Source organism: Paenibacillus sp. FSL H3-0302 (assembly GCF_037982245.1).
GTDB lineage: Bacteria > Bacillota > Bacilli > Paenibacillales > Paenibacillaceae > Paenibacillus_AQ > Paenibacillus_AQ odorifer.
The window spans coordinates 3,713,722-3,731,988 of sequence record NZ_CP150284.1 but is presented as its reverse complement, the minus strand read 5'-3'; the positions used below and the strand labels follow the sequence as shown (position 1 = coordinate 3,731,988).

Below are 18,267 nucleotides of genomic sequence, written 5' to 3'. Positions count from 1 at the left end.
GGGTAGCAATGGATGGAAGAGCAGAATCAATATTCAAATAATCAGGCAGAAAAAAACGCTGTGCCAACAAGCGAAGAGCTTTGGAACGAAGATACTTATACCGCTTGGGTAACTCGGTTTGGTACACCGTCAGAAGCAGCTGCAAAATTAATAAAGGAACCAAGTGCAAAGCTTCACCCGCTCCTTTCTTTTTTTGGAGAGGTGAAGAGTAAGAAAATGATGAATTTAATGGGCTCAAACGGGATGAAGGCCGTGGCACTCTCATTACTAGGTGCGGAAGTAACGGTTGCTGACTTCTCGGAAGCCAATGCGCGATATGCGGCTGATCTTGCCCAAGAAGCAGGGGTACCACTAACCTATATCGTCTCAGATATTCTTAAGCTGCCAGAAGACGTCCTTGATGGTTCATATGACATCGTCTTTGCAGAGTTAGGCATTGTTCATTACTTTACCAACCTTACACTATTCATGGAAACAGCTCGCCGATTGCTATCTCCTGGAGGCGTATTTGTACTCCGCGATTTTCATCCGGTAACGACCAAGCTTATTTCCTCGAAGGGATCTACTGCGAAGGTACGCAAACACAAAGTAAACGGAGATTATTTTGACTCATCATTGGAAGAGAAGAAGGTATCCTATTCCAAGTATTTGCCTTCCACAGGTAAACCAGCAGGTGAACAAGAGCATAGTGTTGTGTATTGGCGCCGCTGGACACTCGGAGAAATTGTAACCGCAGCAGCTAATAGCGGACTAGTGATCCGCCAATTAGTAGAAGAACCTAATCTATCTTCCGACGTGTATGATAAGGGAATTCCTAAGACCTTCACATTGGTGGCTGGAAATGGCGCAAGCCTTTAGGAGGGTTCGCTGACATGTGATTTTTAGGGTATAACATTTGTGCTGAACTGAGGTGCTCTCGGTTCAGCTTTTTTTGTATGTAAAACATAAAATTTTAAACTTTTTTACGGAGATTATTCCATTACAATGGCAACTTATAGGGAATACAATGATTTTACATTCCGGATTGAAAGCGATTACTTTAAGGGTTAAGGCATTCTCAAAGAATTTGAGGTGGATATCAAAATGAACGAAGTGTTGCTTCGTATGGAGGGAATCAACAAGTTTTTCCCAGGTGTTCATGCTTTGAATGAATGTCAATTTGAGCTGAAGCGTGGGGAAGTTCATGCGTTAGTAGGAGAAAATGGCGCTGGCAAGTCTACCCTTATGAAGATTGCGACAGGTGTCTATTCCAAGGATGCTGGTCAAATGTGGTACAAGGGAAATGAAGTGGAGATTGTTAATACCCGTGAAGCACAGGAGCTTGGAATTAGTATCATCCATCAGGAATTGAATTTAATGCCTCATCTTACGGTCGCCCAGAACATTTACATTGGACGAGAGCCGCGAAAAGGTCTGAAATGGTTCGTTGATGATGTGGAGATGAACCGAAAAGTTCAGGTACTGTTTGATCAAATGAATCTGAAGCTGGATCCCAGAGTTTTGGTATCAGACCTGACCGTTGCTAATCAGCAAATGGTTGAAATCGCTAAAGCCTTGTCTTTCCAAGCCGAGGTATTGATCATGGATGAACCAACCGCCGCGTTAACAGATACAGAAATTAACGAGTTATTTCGAATGATTGAGCAGCTACGAGATAAAGGTGTGGGAATTATTTATATCTCTCACCGCATGGATGAATTGAAGCGAATTACAGACCGCATTACAGTAATGCGTGATGGTTGTTATGTAGATACCGTTCGTACCGATTCAATAACGATTGATCAGATCATCAGCATGATGGTTGGACGTGAATTATATCAAACGTCGAAACCAACGATTGCGAAACAGACTCAGCAAGTTGTCTTAGAAGTTCGGAAGCTTTCTAGAGGGCATGCGTTCAAGGATATTAGCTTTCATCTGTATAAAGGTGAGATTTTGGGCTTCGCTGGTTTAATGGGAGCTGGACGTACCGAGGTTGTACGTGCCGTATTTGGTGCCGATCCCATCGATGAGGGTGAAATTATGCTCCATGGAAAATCGGTTCGGATACGTCAGCCACATCAAGCGGTACAGCATGGTATTGGGTATTTGTCCGAAGACCGCAAACGTTTCGGATTGCTTGTGGATATGGATATCAGCATGAATAATGCGATTGCCTCCTTTTATAAATTCCGTAATTCATTTGGCTGGATGAAGGAGCGGGAGATGCGAAGCTCAGCGGAGCAGCATGTTGAAGCGCTAGCCACCAAAACTCCAAGTGTAGGTCAAAAGGTTAAGTTTCTGTCCGGAGGTAATCAACAGAAAGTGGTCATCGGCAAGTGGTTGACTAGAGACTGTGATGTACTCATCTTCGATGAGCCCACACGAGGTATTGATGTAGGCGCGAAAAGTGAAATTTATAAGCTGCTGGATCAGCTTGCGAGCGAAGGGAAGGCGATCATTATCATTTCTTCAGATCTTCCTGAGATTCTAAGAATGAGCCACCGGATTATCATTATGAGTGAAGGGCGTATAACAGGAGAACTCCCCGCAGAAGAAGCATCGCAGGAGGCGATTATGAAATATGCGACGAAACGTTCATAACTGTTCAAGAGTTAACCGGAGGTGTCAGGACTATGAAGATCGCGGATAAAGAGATTAGTCAGCCAGCGGGTATGAAGCAAACGGGAGGGCAATCCGGATTCAAACAAAAATTATTGGCATTTGCCAGTCTGATCATATTGGTCATCGTATTTTCTTTATCCTCCAGCAACTTTTTTCAATTCTCAAATCTTGTCGGAATTCTAGTTTCTACAGCTGTAATCGGAGTATTAGCGCTTGGAGCTACCTTTGTTATTATTACGGGCGGCATCGACCTTGCTCTCGGTACTGTAATGACTTTCTCATCTGTTATGGTTGGAGTCATTATTACCTTCTGGGGTCTGCCCGTCCCGTTAGGCATTGTAGGTGGGATTCTGGCTGGAGCACTGTGCGGCTTTATCAGCGGTTTGATGGTGGCGAAGATGAACATTCCACCCTTCATCGCCACTCTGGCGATTATGATGGTGACCAAAGGCTTGTCGCTTGTCATCACCGGAGCCAAACCTATTTATTTCAACGATGATCCGATCTTCGCCAAGATCGCCATGGGTAAAATGATCCCTGGTATACCCAACACCATCGTTATCTTCTTATTACTCGGTATGATCGCAAGCATAATCTTGTCTAAGACGATTATTGGGCGTTACAACTTCGCGCTTGGCAGTAATGAAGAAGCTACTCGCTTATCAGGTGTGAACACAGTCAAATGGAAGATTATTATCTATTCCATTACAGGGATTTTTAGTGGAATCGCAGGTATTCTGATGGCATCACGTTTGAATTCAGCTCAGCCATCACTGGGCACTGGCTATGAACTAGAGGCTATTGCGGCAGTGGTCATTGGCGGAACTTCCTTAAGTGGAGGTGTAGGTTCTATTCTAGGCACGATTATTGGCGCACTGATTATGAGTGTGCTGACGAATGGCTTGCAGATTATGTCCGTGGCTCAGGAATGGCGGACGGTCATTGTCGGTGTTGTAATCATTATTGCGGTTTACGCTGATATTCTACGCCGCCGTAAGCAATAAACTTGGTATGATCTCCATCCGGAGTGATATACAAAGCAAATGACGAGGGGGAAGATTCAAATGAAACTGCGTCGTAGAGGGTTTATCATGCTTGCCTGTCTATTATTAGTCACTACATTGCTGAGTGCATGTAACAACAATGATAGTAACAAGAGTGCATCCGGTTCAGACAAACCATACATTCCAGTCATATCAAAAGGGTTCCAGCATCAATTCTGGCAAGCGGTGAAGCAAGGAGCGGAGAAAGCTGCTAAGGAATTTGATGTTGAGATTACCTTCGAAGGTCCAGAAAATGAGAGTCAGGTGGATAAACAAATTGAGATGCTGCAAACCGCTCTCGACAAGAAGCCAGCTGCAATTGCGCTTGCTGCACTGGACAGCAAAGCTGCGATTCCTTATCTAGAAAAGGCAAAGGAAAATAAGATTCCGGTCATCGGCTTTGACTCTGGTGTAGACAGTGATATCCCTGTAGCAACAGCAGCGACTAACAATAAAGCAGCAGCTGCTTTGGCCGCAGATAAAATGGCTGAACTGATTGGCAAGAAAGGTAAAGTGGGCCTTGTCATACATGACCAAACGAGCAGCACGGGGCAACAGCGTCGCGATGGCTTCTTGGAACAAATGAAAGCAAAATATCCGGATATTCAAGTGTTAGAGCCGCAATATGGAGGTGGAGATCAGTTAAAGTCCACAGACCTTGCGAAAGCGATGATGCAGGCAAATCCGGATCTGAAAGGAATCTATGGCTCTAATGAAGGCTCTGCTGTAGGTGTGGCTAATGCAGTTAATGAATTGCAAATGAATGGTAAGATCGTAGTCGTCGGCTTTGATTCTGGCAAGCAGTTGATGGATGCTATCCGCAGTGGTGTTGTGGCTGGTGCTGTTACACAAGACCCCATTGGTATTGGCTATCAAGCTGTGAAGGCAGCTGTGCAAGCGATTAAAGGGGAAGCGGTTGAAAAGAACATCGACACGGGGTTCCACTGGTATGATAAAAACAATATGGATTCCGATGAGATCAAACCTCTACTATACGAATAGAGTTTAATGATAGAGGTTGCCTCCCGCAGGCGGCCTCTATTATGCTTATGCTGATAAGTTCAAAGTTGTGGAGGTGTTGGATGTATAAGATAATTCTGGTTGATGATGAAGATGAGGTTCGTGAAGGGATCAAACAAAAGATCTCATGGAGTAAATATGGGTTTGAGCTGGTTGGTGATTTTGATAATGGCAGAGATGCACTGGAAGCAATCGAGCAGCATCGTCCTGACGTAATTATTACTGATATTTGTATGCCTTTTATGGATGGACTGGGATTGGCCAGAGCTGTGATGGATAGGTACCGGGATATGAAGGTCATTATCGTCACTGGATATGAAGACTTCGAATATGCGAAGCAGGCCATAACACTGAAGGTGACTGAGTACTTATTAAAACCGATTAATGCACGTGAGTTTGCTGAATTTCTAAGTAAGATGAAGCAGGATTTAGATGAAGAGCATCTACAAAAAGCGAATTTAGTTAAGCTTCGTATGCAACTTAATCAGAGTCTTCCATTGCTGCGGGAACGATTCTTGGAGCAGCTGGTAACTACTCGAATGAAAAGCGAAGAAATCGAGAATAAATTGAGTTATTTTCATATTCCGTTGCAGGGTCAAGTGTACCTTGCGCTCGTTATAGATATAGAATTGGAGAAACGAAGCCAGGACCTAGCTTTTGATGCAGAGCTACTGCGTTTCGGTGCCTTTAACATTGTTCAAGAGCAGCTGGAGAAAGAGCAAGAGGGAGTGGTATTCCAGACGAGAGATGGAAAAATCGCTGCGATATTATCCGGCAATTTAGAGACGGTAGAAGTAGCAACGCAGCATCTTGCAGAGCAAGTCCAGGGTAGCTTAAATAAATATTTGAAGCTGTCATCCACCATAGGCATCGGTAGAAAATATAATACTTTGCAACAAATTCCACAATCCTTCCAAGAAGCGATCTCCTCCATAGAATATCGTTACCTTTTAGGCATAGATAAAGTTATCTCCATACAGGATCTTGAGTTTGGGAAGGGATTGGATCAGGCGCATTTCACCTCATGGGAAAAGCAATTTATATCCGCTTTAAAGACAGGTAAAGCTTCTGCTGTATCGGAAATTCTGTTGAAGTGGTTTCAGGAGCTTAAAAGTAATACCTCCTCTATAGAAGGCTGCCGTAGCAGCATCTATCAGCTGCTGGTTTCTTTGATGAACTATGTGGTCGACATCGGCTTCCCAAATACAGTAGTTGTTTCGCATAATATGTTTGCAGAGGTTGCTACGCTTAAGACGTTAGATGAAGCAAGGCATTATCTGGAGAGGACTTGCCATGCGCTGATACTTAAACTATCGGAACAGAGAACAACGGTTCGGACTTCTCAGATGCAAGCCGCAGAAGCTTATATTCGCGAGAATTATTGTAATGACAGCTTTTCACTCAATGAGCTGTGCAGCCATATTTTTATGAGCATCAGTTATTTCAGTGCAACTTTTAAACAGCATACCGGTGAAACATTTATAGAGTATCTGACTCGACTCCGTTTGGAAAAAGCAAAAGAACTCCTTACGGTCACACAGTTGAAGACATATGATATCGCTGCCAGAGTTGGTTATGCTGATCCACAGTATTTTAGTGTTATTTTCAAACGTAATGTAGGAAGCACACCGAAGGAATATCGACACCGGCAGAAGGAGAATCTCTCTCTATGAGATCACAGCGCTTTTTCCGCAGCCGAAGTATTCATAATAATATTGCAATCTCCTTTTCACTTCTTATCCTCTGCACAACTATTGTCCTGAGTTATACTTCCTATCGCCTGTCCTCAGCCGCGGTCAAGGGCAATTCTGTAGCCTATACTTCACAATTAATAGAACAAGTAAAACTAAATATCGAGAATTACATTGGTAATATGGAGAGCATAGCTGCTCTGGTGTTAACTAGCAGTGATTTAGAGAAATATATAAAAGGCTCGAAATTAGATGAAGAAGAGGCGCTTAAGAATAAACTGCTTGCCAGTCATTATCTCCGGTCAGTCGTTCAGTCCCGCTCGGATATTTCCTCTATATTATATGCAGGCTCAGATGGCATGACCGTTTCGGATCGACAGCATGCTGTTTTGAAACCGCTTCCTGAACTAATAGCTCAAGATTGGTATCAAAAAGCTATGAATCAACTTGACGTTGCAGTTTCTTCCTCTCATGTGCAGCACATCTTTCAAGATGAATACCGGTGGGTAGTCTCGATCAGCCGAAAACTCTCGAATGCGAATGCTATGACGGAAGCGGATCAACAAGGTGTACTGCTCGTAGATCTCAATTACAGTGTAATTAATAATCTATGTAAACAAATCGAACTGGGAAAACGAGGTTATGTTTTTATCGTCGATCCCGCAGGTAGCCTTGTCTATCATCCACAACAGCAGTTGATCTACTCCCAGCTCAAGTTCGAACAATTAGAGACGGTCCTTGGGATCAAGAGTGGATCTGTTACGGTTAACACGGGGAATGATCAGAAACTGTACACTGTGGACACTACCAGCTTTGGCTGGAAAATAGTTGGAGTCACTTATCCGGATGATTTGGTCGCGAACAAGCAACGTATGCAAGGAACCGCCGCCTTATGGGGAGCAATTAGTTTGATTTTTGCTATGGCTATATCGATATTTCTCTCTTACGCACTGACCAAACCGCTGAAGAATTTGGAGCTGAATATGAAAAAAGCGGAACGTGGAGAGTTCGACATACGCGTGGAGATTGAGAGCACGAATGAAATCGGCAAGCTTGCTCGTACGTTTAATCTCATGATGATGAAGATTAAAGAGTTAATGGGACAGATCGTTCTGGAGCAAGAGATGAAACGTGTGAGTGAACTGAAGGCACTGCAAGCGCAGATTAAACCTCACTTTTTGTACAATACACTTGATTCGATTATTTGGATGGCAGAGACAGGAAAGATGGAGGAAGTGGTTGAGATGACTTCATCTCTATCCAAGCTGCTTCGTTCAACAATTGGTGAGGGTGAGGAATTGATTCCGCTGGCCAAAGAATTAGAGCATATTCGGCACTATTTAACGATTCAGAACATGCGTTATCGTAATAAATTCACTTATTCCATAGAGGTACAAGAAGATATCCTAACCAGCAGCATTTTAAAAATGGTACTTCAGCCTTTGGTTGAAAATGCGATCTATCACGGCATAAAACATAATCCTGAGCAAGGGCACATTCTGATCCGAGCAAGACAAGAACAGAACGATATTATCGTACAGGTCATTGATGACGGTATTGGGATGGATGAAGAGCAAATGGGTAAGGTACTGCTGCAAAAATCAGATTTCAAGACTGGCAGCGGTGTAGGTGTCGCGAATGTGAACCATCGTATCCAGCTGTATTTCGGTGTGAAATACGGTTTGTCTTTTGCAAGCGAGATGGAGGAAGGAACGACGGCCACTTTACGAATACCTGTGATTTATGAGGAGGAGAGTCAATGAGCGCTTTACGGTCAAAAATTGGCCTGTATACTCTGCTGCTGCTCTTCATTGTTACTTTGGGTTTATTAGCCTATCGTATGTTTACAAATGAGCTTGACGCAAAGGTAAGGACCATTATTTATGTACCCAAGACTATCGATAGCAGTATTGAATTCTGGGAAGTGATGAAACAAGGTGTGGCAACAGCGGCTAAGGAGTTCGGCGCAGAGGTTCGCACGGTTGGAACGGATACAGAGCTTGATGTAGATCAACAGATAGAACTGCTGGAGCAAGCAATTAAGGAGAAGCCTGACGCCATTATTTTATCTGCTACAGATTATTATCGCCTCATTCCAATCGCGGAAAAGATCAAATCAGCTGGCATTACACTTATTACTGTAGATTCGGGCTTGAGCGGTGGTGTATCAGAGAGTTTTATTGCTACAGATAATTATGAAGCAGGACGTAAGGCAGGGCAGGAGTTAAGAAAATATATCGATCCAGAGGATAAAGTCGCTATCGTTAACTTTGTACAAGGCTCTGCCACAGCAATAGAGAGGGAAAGAGGGGCTCGTGATGCCCTTTTAGAGAATGGAGTTCATGATGTGCAGCCTACATTATACAGTGATGGTTCCGTGCGAAAAGCGTACCAGTTAACTGTTGATTTACTAAAGGACGAGCCAAATCTAAAGGGGATAATAGGTCTTAATGAACCTTCTACACTAGGTGCTGGGCAGGCGATTATGGATATGGGATTTCAGGACAAAGTGAAATTATTTGGGTTCGACAATTCTAGCAATGAGGTGAAGCTCCTCGAAAAAGGGATCTTGCTTGGCACGGTAATGCAGAAGCCTTTTAATATGGGGTACTTAGCTGTGAAGACGGCGATTGAAGCTGTTGAGGGTGAGAAAGTGGAACGGATAATAGATACAGGCTCCGTGATCATCACAAAGGAGAATATGTATTTAAGTGAAAATGAGAAATTAATGTTTCCTTTTATAGAATAAATGAACAAGGTAGCTTCTAAAACCGTTTGCGGCTTTAGAAGCTACCTTGCTTTTTTAAAGATTAAGAGTCGTTACTATATCAACAAAGGATTGCTGCAACGGTGTTAAAATATGATCTTTACGCCAGCCGAGCACAAACCCGCCGCTTTCAGGCAGAATCCCTGGCAGGTTAGCATAGCTAAGCTTGCCTAGCTCAATCTCAGCTTTAACCGCCGCTTTAGAACATATACCAACACAATCACTCCCGCTAACTAACTGCTTAATCACTTCTGAAGAATTCAACTCGGATCGGTTCCATAAACGGATTTGATTGAATTGTGCCCATTGATCGGCATACCCTCGTAAACAAGATCCTTGCTCATGCTGAATCCACGGCTCATTGGCAATTAGTTCAGGTGTTAATTTCTCTAGGCCTTCAAATGGATGACCAGTTGCAAAAATTAGGACAGGTTCATCACGGACAATAAGCTGAAAATCAAAAGATTCGTCCTGCCAATCCGCAGTATGTAAAATGGCCATCTGAATATCCCGACTACGGAGACGCTCACGTAACAAAGCATCGCTTTGAACAGTCAAAGAGTTGTTAATCCCCGGATAGAGTTTCATGAATTGGATTAACACATTAGGTAAAATATAAGTTGCAGGAATAAAACTGGCTTCCAGCTCTAATATTCCTTTTGAGGGGGAAGAAAATTGTTTAACTGTGCGCTCAGCTTCTGCTGTGAGAGAGACGATTTTGAGGGCGTATTGATAAAGGGCTCGTCCAGCGTCCGTAAGCAGCACTCTTCCGCTTCGGTAAAGAAATAGAGGGGTTCCGAGCTCAGCCTCCAGATTCTTCATATGAAAAGATACAGTAGGTTGTTTAAGGCCTAATTCTGCGGCTACATCGGTTACTTTTTTATATTTTTCAATTAGAACTACGATGTTCAATTTCATAATATTCATGACTTTCCTCCACATAATGCTAAGTTGGATTATAAATTATATCTCCATTATAGATTATATCTATATAGATATACACTTTATATTGGTATTTTTTTCGTTCGCTTTACAAAGATAAGAAGTTTCTCTAACGAACGAGCTCTAGAATAAGAAGAGTCAGAGGGGCCAAGAAGTCCCGGACAACATATAACATATGCGTTTGATGAACTTTTACAGTAACCATGCATATGGGGGCCAAGCTCCACAACACCATGTTAAAGCTTTCGAAGCCAGTTTGGTATGAACTGATCAGGGAGCCATGCTAACAAACCATTTAGGAGGAGACAAAACAATGCAATTCAAAAAATCATGGATCATGACTTTGGCTTTAACAAGCGTACTGGCACTATCGGCTTGCGGTAACGGCGGGGCTAACAACACAGGAGGAAACGCTGCAGCAACTAACGAAGGAAGCGGCGGCGCTGAAATAAGTGGTTCGATTCTGGCTTCAGGTTCAACAGCATTACAACCCTTGGTTGAGCTGGTAGCAGAGAATTTCATGGATAAAAACACTGGCGTGGACATTCAAGTTCAAGGCGGTGGCAGTGGTACTGGTCTTACTCAAGTAGTTGAGAAACAAGTAGATATCGGAAACTCTGACGTATTCGCAGAAGAAAAATTAAAAGATGCAGATGCGGAAAAAGCAGCAGCACTCGTAGATCATCAAGTAGCAGTAGTAGCGATCGCAGCAGTATCTCATCCTGATGCTGGTGTGGATAGCTTAACTAAACAACAACTGGTGGACATTTTCACTGGTAAAATCACTAACTGGTCTGAAGTCGGCGGAGCGGATCAAAAAATCCAAATCATCAACCGTCCAGGCAGCTCCGGTACTCGTGCTACCTTTGAAAGCTTTGCACTTGGAACCAAAACAGAAGATATCCCAGGTTCGATTCAAGAAGATTCCTCCGGTACGGTTAAGAAAATGATCGGTGAAACTCCAGGGGCAATCGGATACCTTGCTCTTTCTTACCTGGATGATTCCATTAAAACACTTAGTCTTGACGGTGTAGAAGCATCTGTTGACAATGTTGTTTCGGGTAAATACCCAGTATGGGCTTACGAGCATATGTACACAAATGGTGAACCTAATGCAACAGTAAAAGCATTCCTCGACTTTTTCTTAACTGACGAAGTGCAAACAGGTGAAGTTGTTGAACTTGGATACATCCCAGCTGTTAAAATGCAAGTTGTTCGCGACGTTGCAGGAACTGTTACCGCTAAGTAATTTAATTCTAGGCAATGTTATTGATTAGAATCTCAAGTGATTAGAGGCGGATACATCTGCCTCTCTTTTCACTTTAGAAAGAGGGAGCAATTGAGGGTGAAACTAAAGAACTCACGATTCGAAAAACATCATATTGAAGATTTTGTTGGACGTACTTATATGTCCTTCTGTGTATTACTGTTGATAACAATCATTGTATCGATGGTATATTTTGTAGCGTCTAAAGGAATTTCAACCTTCACAAGTGGCAATGCTACAGTTTCTGAATTTCTCTTCGGTACAAAGTGGTCGCCTGAAGCGGATACGCCTTCCTTCGGAGCTTTTCCATTTATCTCGGGCTCCTTCCTGGTTACTTTGCTTGCCGCATTGATTGCTAGTCCACTTAGCTTATGCGCTGCGTTATTTATGACTGAGATTGTTCCAGGGTGGGGCAAAAAATTACTTCAACCTGTTATTGAGCTTTTAGCAGGGATTCCTTCGGTAGTATATGGTTTCATCGGATTAAGTGTAATTGTACCGTTTCTACGCAACAACCTGCCGGGCCAAGGCATCGGGGTAGCTGCAGGCGCGCTTGTGCTCTCGGTAATGATTCTTCCGACGATTACAAGCGTGGCTGCAGACGCGCTGGCTTCATTGCCGCAAAACTTAAAAGAATCTTCCTATGCGCTTGGTGCCACCCGGTGGCAGACGATTTCGCGGGTGATTATTCCAACAACCTTTCCTGCCATAATGACAGGGATTGTATTGGGAATGGCTCGTGCTTTCGGTGAAGCACTCGCTGTACAAATGGTTATCGGGAACGCGCCATTCGTACCAAAATCACTCTTTGAGTCAGCTTCTACCTTGACCAGTGTGATCACACTCGGTATGGGGAACACGACCATGGGCTCACCTCACAATAATGCACTGTGGAGTATGGCACTGGTTCTCATGCTGATGACTTTCGTATTTGTCTTCTTTGTGAGAATGCTTGAAAGGAGAAATAAAATTTGAAGCCGAGAACCGTAAATAAAATTGCCACCAGTCTTATTGTATTTTTCGCGATGCTCATCGTTGCCATTCTACTTGGACTTTTGGGATATATCCTCTTTAGAGGCTTAAGCCATATCAGTTGGGATTTTCTTTTCTCCGCACCGCAAAAGATTCGTGCAGGTGGAGGGATCGGACCGCAGCTATTTAACTCCTTATTCCTGTTGGTACTGACACTTATTATTACAGTTCCGCTTGGACTGGGTGCCGGTATTTATATGGCGGAATACGCTCGTCCCGGTAAGATTACCGGCTTTATTCGCTTGATTGTTGAAGTATTGTCATCTTTCCCTTCCATCGTAGTCGGCTTGTTTGGTCTATTGCTGATTGTTAACTATTTCAATCTGGGCTTCTCCTTAATCTCCGGTGCGCTGGCATTGACGGTCTTTAATCTGCCGCTGATGGTGCGGATTACAGAGCAAGCTTTCCGTAGTGTTCCAAAACAACAAAAAGAGGCTGGTTTTGCACTAGGATTGTCCAAGTGGAAAATTGTTACCTCGGTGTTGTTTCCGGTAGCATTACCTACAATTATTACAGGTACTATCTTGTCCGCTGGCCGTGTCTTTGGGGAAGCAGCTGCCTTGATGTTCACAGCAGGGATGAGTAGTCCAAGATTGGATTTCACCAACTGGAATCCACTTAGTGCGAATTCACCACTGAATCCCTTCCGTCCAGCGGAAACGCTGGCTGTCCACATTTGGAAGGTCAACAGTGAAGGTCTAGCTCCAGACGCTGCACAAATTGCTGCGGGAGCTTCGGCGGTGCTTGTAATTATGGTGTTAATCTTCAATCTGGCAGCACGTTATTTCGGAAGATTTATTTATCGTAAGCTTACAGCTTCAAAAAGAATGAACTAATCATACAAATTAAAGTAGAGATGTAGGAGGAGTAATCGATGGGAACGTCGGCAACAGCAGTGCGTGAATCTTTTCAAACCGAAGACCTGAGTATTTTTTACGGAACATATGAGGCAGTAAAGGGGATAAGCCTTCCATTTGCTGAAAATACGGTTACTGCACTGATCGGCCCATCCGGCTGCGGTAAATCAACCTTTCTTCGTTCTTTGAACCGGATGAATGACGAAATTTCTGGTTCAAAAACAAAAGGAAGCATCTGGATTGATGGAGTGGATATTAATGCTCCGGGTACGGATGTGATTAAGCTGCGCCAGAAGATCGGGATGGTATGGCAAAAGCCAAATCCGTTCTATAAATCGATTTACGATAACATCGCTTTTGGACCTAAGTATCACGGCATTAAAGGTAAAAAGGCTCTTGATGAGATTGTTGAGAGCAGTCTTCGCAAAGCAGCATTGTGGGATGAGGTAAAGGATCGTTTAAAAGATTCAGCGCTTGCACTTTCCGGTGGACAACAGCAGCGTCTTTGTATTGCTAGAGCGTTGTCGGTTAACCCGCAAATTCTGCTCTTGGACGAACCAGCATCAGCTCTAGACCCGGTCTCCACAGGTAAAGTAGAGGAGCTAATCAAGGAGTTGAAAGAAGAGCTTCGCATCGTTATTGTGACACATAATATGCAGCAGGCAGCTCGGATCTCTGATTATACCGCATACTTTTATCTAGGCTCCCTTGTCGAATATGATAAGACGGATAAAGTCTTTACCAATCCAGAGAATCAAATGACGCAAGAATATATCATGGGCCGATTCGGCTGAAGCTGTGAACATCGTTCCTTCAGGAACGGTGTTTTTTTGTGAATTCAAGAGTTAATATGCAGAGAAACAATAACATCCGAAAGTTTCTGCGAAGTATATCGGTTGTTTTTAAATGAAATTAACAGTGATTCGAATGGTTACCTGTTATTTGCAAAAGGCAGAAAGATGCTGTATCATTTGTGATAATGATTATCATTATTACTATATTAGGGAGTGGATCTTATGACGCAATCTCAACAGACTCAACAGAATAGTGTGGCCGAAATAATAAAAGAACGACGCTCGATTAAGCTTTTTAAAAAAGATCCACTTCCACAAGGCCTTTTAGAGGAATTATTAAATGTAGCGGTATGGGCACCGAATCATGGTGTGCGTGAGCCGTGGAGATTTATTGCCTTTCAAGGGGAAGGTTCGAAATTCCTAGCTGAATCTGCATTTGCTTTTGTAAAACGTGCTATAGCTGATCCAGAAGTGGCTGCTAAACGTAAAGAATATATCTCGAATATTCCATTAACAGTAATCGTAGTGATGCCTGAAGATCCTCGGCAGAGAGAGTGGGACGAGGATTTTGCAGCAGCGTCTGCACTTGTACAGAACTTCCAGCTCGCAGCTTGGGAGCAAGGTGTAGGAACGATTTGGAAGACTGATCCATACATCAACAACCCTGAATTCCGCACTAAAATTGGTGTGAAGCCCGGCGAAAAAATTGTAGCCATGATCCATGCCGGATATCCGGAGACTGTACCTGACAGCCGTCCACGCACAGACGCTTCGGAGCTGCTGAAGATCGTAGACTTCTATCCAGAGAATGGCGTAGTGGAATAAGGAAAGTCGAAGGCATTCGTATATTAAAAGCGGCGAAAGATCAAAAAGATCGAAAAAGCGTCGAAAGATCAAAAAGATCGAAAGATCGAAAGATCAAAAACATCGATAGATCATTAGCATCGAAAGATCATAAGCGTCGAATTATCAAAAGTATCCTTAGGGATGCTTTTTTTTGTTGCTTAGACTAGCCGTAGTCGGGTGAGGGGGGAAGGGCTGCTGGGTGCTGATCACGTTTCGCTGCCGGTCCTCTGCTTATGTGGCTCAACCTTCTACTTACTTCATAGTGATCTCCTATTGACCTTCTGCGGGCTTCCTACTGATCTCCGTATCGGACTGTATTGCAGCTATTTGAGCTTTTTGAGTCATTTTGCCGATCTATCGGACCGCATAGCTCTTATTACCTTGTAACTGTGCAGAATTGGTGTGGTTATGAGTAAATAGCTGCAACTGGGTCCGATAGCACGTCAATTAGCTGCAAATCTACGAAATAAGGACTCCTCAGTCCGACGCCATGGCAAATAAGCGAACTAACCCCAAACTACCCAAACTAACTAAAGACCCTCAGTATGTTACGGACTGTATTGCAGCTATTTGAGCTTTTTGAGTCATTTTGCCGATCTATCGGACCGCATAGCTCTTATTACCTTGTAACTGTGCAGAATTGGTGTGGTTATGAGTAAATAGCTGCAACTGGGTCCGATAGCACGTCAATTAGCTGCAAATCTACGAAATAAGGACTCCTCAGTCCGATGCAACGGCGAATAAGTGAACTAACTCCAAACTAACCTAAACTACCCAAACTAACTAAAGACCCTCAGTATGTTACGGACCGTATAACAGCTATTTGAGCTTTTTAAGTCATTTTGCAGAAGTATCGGACCGCATAGCTCTTATTACCATGTAACGTCGCAGAATTGGTGTGATTTTGAGTAAATAGCTGCAATTGGGTCCGATAGCTCGCCTAAAAAGTGCGAATTGGAGAAATAAGGTCATCTGAGTCCGAGCCATTGGCAAAAGTGTGCTTACATACTAGCAAAGGCGGCGAGTTAGGCATCGCAGCTGACTGGCTAAGGACTCAGTTACAATCACAATCACTCTTCACCATTTGATCCAACGGTGGGGAGAAAGTATTTCCTGACGGAGAGGGAATGGAAAATGAAGTCTGGATCCTAATATGAAACGTTGATCTTAATAAGAAACGTCGATCCTAATATGACACGTCGATCCAAAAGTCAAACGAACGTTGATCCCACCAATTAAATGCAATATATAATGTACATAATGACCGATATAGATTACAATGGTGGAAAATGGAATGCATGACAAACATTAAAAGGGGTTATGGAGTGGGAGAGAACAAAAACATCAAGTTGAAGCTGGCTAGGATCCAAAAGAATCTTTCCCAAGAACAGTTAGCGGAAGTTGTAGGGGTTACACGGCAGACGATCGGCCTGATTGAAGCTGGTAACTATAATCCAACGATTAAGCTGTGCATAGCCATCTGCAAGGCGTTAGATACGTCATTAAACGATATTTTTTGGGAGGATTAGTTGTGAAAGGGCCAAAGATTAAAGACGAACGAATTATCACAGAAATTCAGAAGTTTAGTACGCACGGATTGTTGATTGTGTTAGTGGGATTTATGATTAGCCTTTTGGTAAAAGTATTTATCCTGGAGTGGGACATCAAATATTGGGTTGATACTTTTGGGATTATGCTGTTAGGTTGCTTGTATGTTACCGTTCGTTGTGTCAAAGATGGGATATACCTGCTGCCAAGTAAGGAAGGAGAACTCAAACGGTTTAAGAAGATTCATTTAATATCGGGAGTTATCAGCACGATTATTTGGGCCACGCTAACATTTTTGCTTGATTTTAGAGAAGCGGGAGAAGTGGATATTAGAAAAAATATATCGAGTACTCTCGTGGGGGCGGTTGTATTTTTCATAGGGGTCACTTGGGCGATGTGGTACATAATTAATAAATCCAACAAAAATGCTGACAAGAACATTGAGAATTAAATATTAAATATTAAAGATAACCACCTCTTGCAAAACTAATGTTATTAGTTTATATTTAAGCTAATACCATTAGTTTATCGGAGGGGTAAGGATGAGAGTAACACGTGAAGGTCATTTATTGCAGTTGACTTGGATGCCTAATTTTTTTCCAGTGAATTGTTACATTATTGAGGAAAATGATGGATTGACTTTAATAGATGCGGCTATGCCATTTAGTCTAAAAGGAATTATGGAGACTGAAGCGAAGCTAAATAAGAAGCTTACACGCATAATCTTAACGCATGCGCATGATGATCATATTGGGGCACTGGATGGACTGAAAAAGCAACGTCCAGAGGCTCAGGTGTACATCTCTGAGCGAGATTCGGCATTACTACGTGGAGATCGTTCACTTCGGGAAGGAGAACCTCAAACCCCTATTAAGGGAGGCGTGCCGAAGAAGATAGCTACCAAGCCAGATGTCCTTCTCCACGAAGGGGATACCATTGGCTCATTATCAGCGATTCACACTCCAGGACATACCCCCGGCTCTATGTCTTTCCTTGATTCACGCAGCGGTGCTGTAATCGTGGGGGATGCTCTTCAGACCTTCCGGGGAACTGCGGTGGCTGGAACCATCATCCCCCTGTTTCCTTTTCCAGCAATGGCTACATGGAATAAAGCTCAAGCTCTGAATAGTGCGATTAAGCTTCTAGAGTTATCTCCAGCTTTACTTGCTGTGGGTCACGGCAACTTACTTAAAGCGCCAAAGCAAGAGATGGAGAAAGCCATACGTAAGGCACAAATGATTCAGGATAGGAGTAATTAAATGTCACCTAGAGCAGGATTAGATCGTCACACGCTAGTGATTAGAGCAGCAGAAATTGCCGATGCTGAAGGTATAGAAGCTGTTACCTTGGCTGCACTAGCAGCTAAACTAGGTGTTCGTTCCCCGTCACTATATAACCATATAAATGGCCTGCAGGATTTGCGGACCGGGCTCGCCATTTACGGTTTAGAGTTATTATTTACATGCATGTCGAACGCAGCTGAGGGATTAAATGGAGATGCTGCTGTACACGCGATGGGCCGAGCATATGTGGATTTTGCTAGAAGTAGACCAGGTTTGTATGAGACTACACTACGAGCGCCTGAACAGGAGAACACGGAGCTTGAAGCGGCTAGTGAGCATATTTTGCAGTTTATAATTCAGGTGATGAAGAGTTATCAATTAGGTGAAGAAGGAGAACTTCATGCCGTAAGGGGATTACGGAGTATTCTACATGGATTCGCCTCATTGGATCAAAAGGGTGGATTTGGTATGGCGCTCGATACTAACGAGAGTCTAACCCGCTTGATTAGCACTTTTATAACCGGAATTGGAAATATGAAATCAGATTAAATTAGATCTAGGAGATGATGAACA

General features: G+C 43.2%; 17 protein-coding genes. 16 read left to right on the top strand and 1 reads right to left on the bottom strand.

The genetic code is table 11. The features are described from left to right. The first annotated feature begins 12 nt into the window (after nucleotides 1–12). From MHH50_RS16475 to MHH50_RS16445, 7 genes are all read left to right on the top strand, one after another. A complete protein-coding gene (locus tag MHH50_RS16475) occupies nucleotides 13–858 on the top strand; it encodes a class I SAM-dependent methyltransferase (RefSeq protein WP_076217755.1) in 846 nt (281 codons plus the stop codon). A gap of 225 nt (nucleotides 859–1,083) precedes the next feature. Next, complete coding sequence (locus MHH50_RS16470) at nucleotides 1,084–2,583, top strand: sugar ABC transporter ATP-binding protein (RefSeq protein ID WP_076302572.1); 1,500 nt, start codon at nucleotides 1,084–1,086, stop codon at nucleotides 2,581–2,583. A 71-nt stretch (nucleotides 2,584–2,654) separates the two neighbouring features. Beyond that, complete coding sequence (locus MHH50_RS16465; RefSeq protein WP_036687770.1) at nucleotides 2,655–3,608, top strand: ABC transporter permease; 954 nt, start codon at nucleotides 2,655–2,657, stop codon at nucleotides 3,606–3,608. Nucleotides 3,609–3,668: 60 nt separating this feature from the next. Then, the gene (locus tag MHH50_RS16460) at nucleotides 3,669–4,649 is read left to right on the top strand and encodes an ABC transporter substrate-binding protein (RefSeq protein WP_076277598.1); all 981 of its coding nucleotides are present in this window, start codon (nucleotides 3,669–3,671) and stop codon (nucleotides 4,647–4,649) included. An 80-nt stretch (nucleotides 4,650–4,729) separates the two neighbouring features. Further along, complete coding sequence (locus MHH50_RS16455) at nucleotides 4,730–6,340, top strand: response regulator (protein WP_076281748.1); 1,611 nt, start codon at nucleotides 4,730–4,732, stop codon at nucleotides 6,338–6,340. Continuing rightward, a complete protein-coding gene (locus tag MHH50_RS16450; RefSeq protein WP_340033146.1) occupies nucleotides 6,337–8,121 on the top strand; it encodes a sensor histidine kinase in 1,785 nt (594 codons plus the stop codon). Before MHH50_RS16455 ends, MHH50_RS16450 begins: the two co-directional genes overlap by 4 nt. Beyond that, the gene (locus tag MHH50_RS16445) at nucleotides 8,118–9,107 is read left to right on the top strand and encodes a substrate-binding domain-containing protein (RefSeq protein WP_076281750.1); all 990 of its coding nucleotides are present in this window, start codon (nucleotides 8,118–8,120) and stop codon (nucleotides 9,105–9,107) included. The genes MHH50_RS16450 and MHH50_RS16445 overlap by 4 nt, the downstream gene beginning before the upstream one ends. A 54-nt stretch (nucleotides 9,108–9,161) precedes the next feature. Here the strand turns inward: MHH50_RS16445 and MHH50_RS16440 are convergent, their stop codons facing one another. Next, nucleotides 9,162–10,052 carry a LysR family transcriptional regulator gene (locus tag MHH50_RS16440; protein ID WP_340033145.1) on the bottom strand — a complete coding sequence of 297 codons (891 nt, stop codon included), beginning with the start codon at nucleotides 10,050–10,052 and terminating at the stop codon, nucleotides 9,162–9,164. A gap of 328 nt (nucleotides 10,053–10,380) precedes the next feature. Here MHH50_RS16440 and MHH50_RS16435 point away from each other — a divergent pair, with 328 nt between their 5' ends. The 9 genes from MHH50_RS16435 to MHH50_RS16395 all read left to right on the top strand — a co-directional run bounded on the left by MHH50_RS16435 (nucleotide 10,381) and on the right by MHH50_RS16395 (nucleotide 18,243). After that, nucleotides 10,381–11,316: a phosphate ABC transporter substrate-binding protein PstS family protein gene (locus MHH50_RS16435; protein ID WP_340033144.1), complete on the top strand. Its 936-nt coding sequence runs from the start codon at nucleotides 10,381–10,383 to the stop codon at nucleotides 11,314–11,316. A gap of 90 nt (nucleotides 11,317–11,406) precedes the next feature. Continuing rightward, on the top strand, nucleotides 11,407–12,309 hold the full coding sequence (pstC, locus tag MHH50_RS16430; RefSeq protein WP_036687519.1) for a phosphate ABC transporter permease subunit PstC: 903 nt from the start codon (nucleotides 11,407–11,409) through the stop codon (nucleotides 12,307–12,309). Further along, on the top strand, nucleotides 12,306–13,202 hold the full coding sequence (gene pstA, locus MHH50_RS16425) for a phosphate ABC transporter permease PstA (protein ID WP_036687518.1): 897 nt from the start codon (nucleotides 12,306–12,308) through the stop codon (nucleotides 13,200–13,202). Before pstC ends, pstA begins: the two co-directional genes overlap by 4 nt. A gap of 38 nt (nucleotides 13,203–13,240) precedes the next feature. Further along, nucleotides 13,241–14,017 carry a phosphate ABC transporter ATP-binding protein PstB gene (pstB, locus tag MHH50_RS16420; protein WP_036687516.1) on the top strand — a complete coding sequence of 259 codons (777 nt, stop codon included), beginning with the start codon at nucleotides 13,241–13,243 and terminating at the stop codon, nucleotides 14,015–14,017. A gap of 222 nt (nucleotides 14,018–14,239) precedes the next feature. Then, nucleotides 14,240–14,842: a nitroreductase gene (locus tag MHH50_RS16415; protein WP_076099095.1), complete on the top strand. Its 603-nt coding sequence runs from the start codon at nucleotides 14,240–14,242 to the stop codon at nucleotides 14,840–14,842. Nucleotides 14,843–16,188: 1,346 nt separating this feature from the next. Then, the gene (locus tag MHH50_RS16410; protein WP_036676881.1) at nucleotides 16,189–16,392 is read left to right on the top strand and encodes a helix-turn-helix transcriptional regulator; all 204 of its coding nucleotides are present in this window, start codon (nucleotides 16,189–16,191) and stop codon (nucleotides 16,390–16,392) included. Nucleotides 16,393–16,394: 2 nt separating this feature from the next. Next, nucleotides 16,395–16,862, top strand: a complete 468-nt coding sequence (locus tag MHH50_RS16405; RefSeq protein WP_076126667.1) for a DUF6773 family protein — start codon at nucleotides 16,395–16,397, stop codon at nucleotides 16,860–16,862. A 91-nt stretch (nucleotides 16,863–16,953) separates the two neighbouring features. Further along, nucleotides 16,954–17,670, top strand: coding sequence for an MBL fold metallo-hydrolase (locus MHH50_RS16400; RefSeq protein ID WP_076277593.1), 717 nt, complete (start codon nucleotides 16,954–16,956; stop codon nucleotides 17,668–17,670). Then, the gene (locus tag MHH50_RS16395) at nucleotides 17,671–18,243 is read left to right on the top strand and encodes a WHG domain-containing protein (protein ID WP_340033143.1); all 573 of its coding nucleotides are present in this window, start codon (nucleotides 17,671–17,673) and stop codon (nucleotides 18,241–18,243) included. Nucleotides 18,244–18,267: the final 24 nt, after the last annotated feature.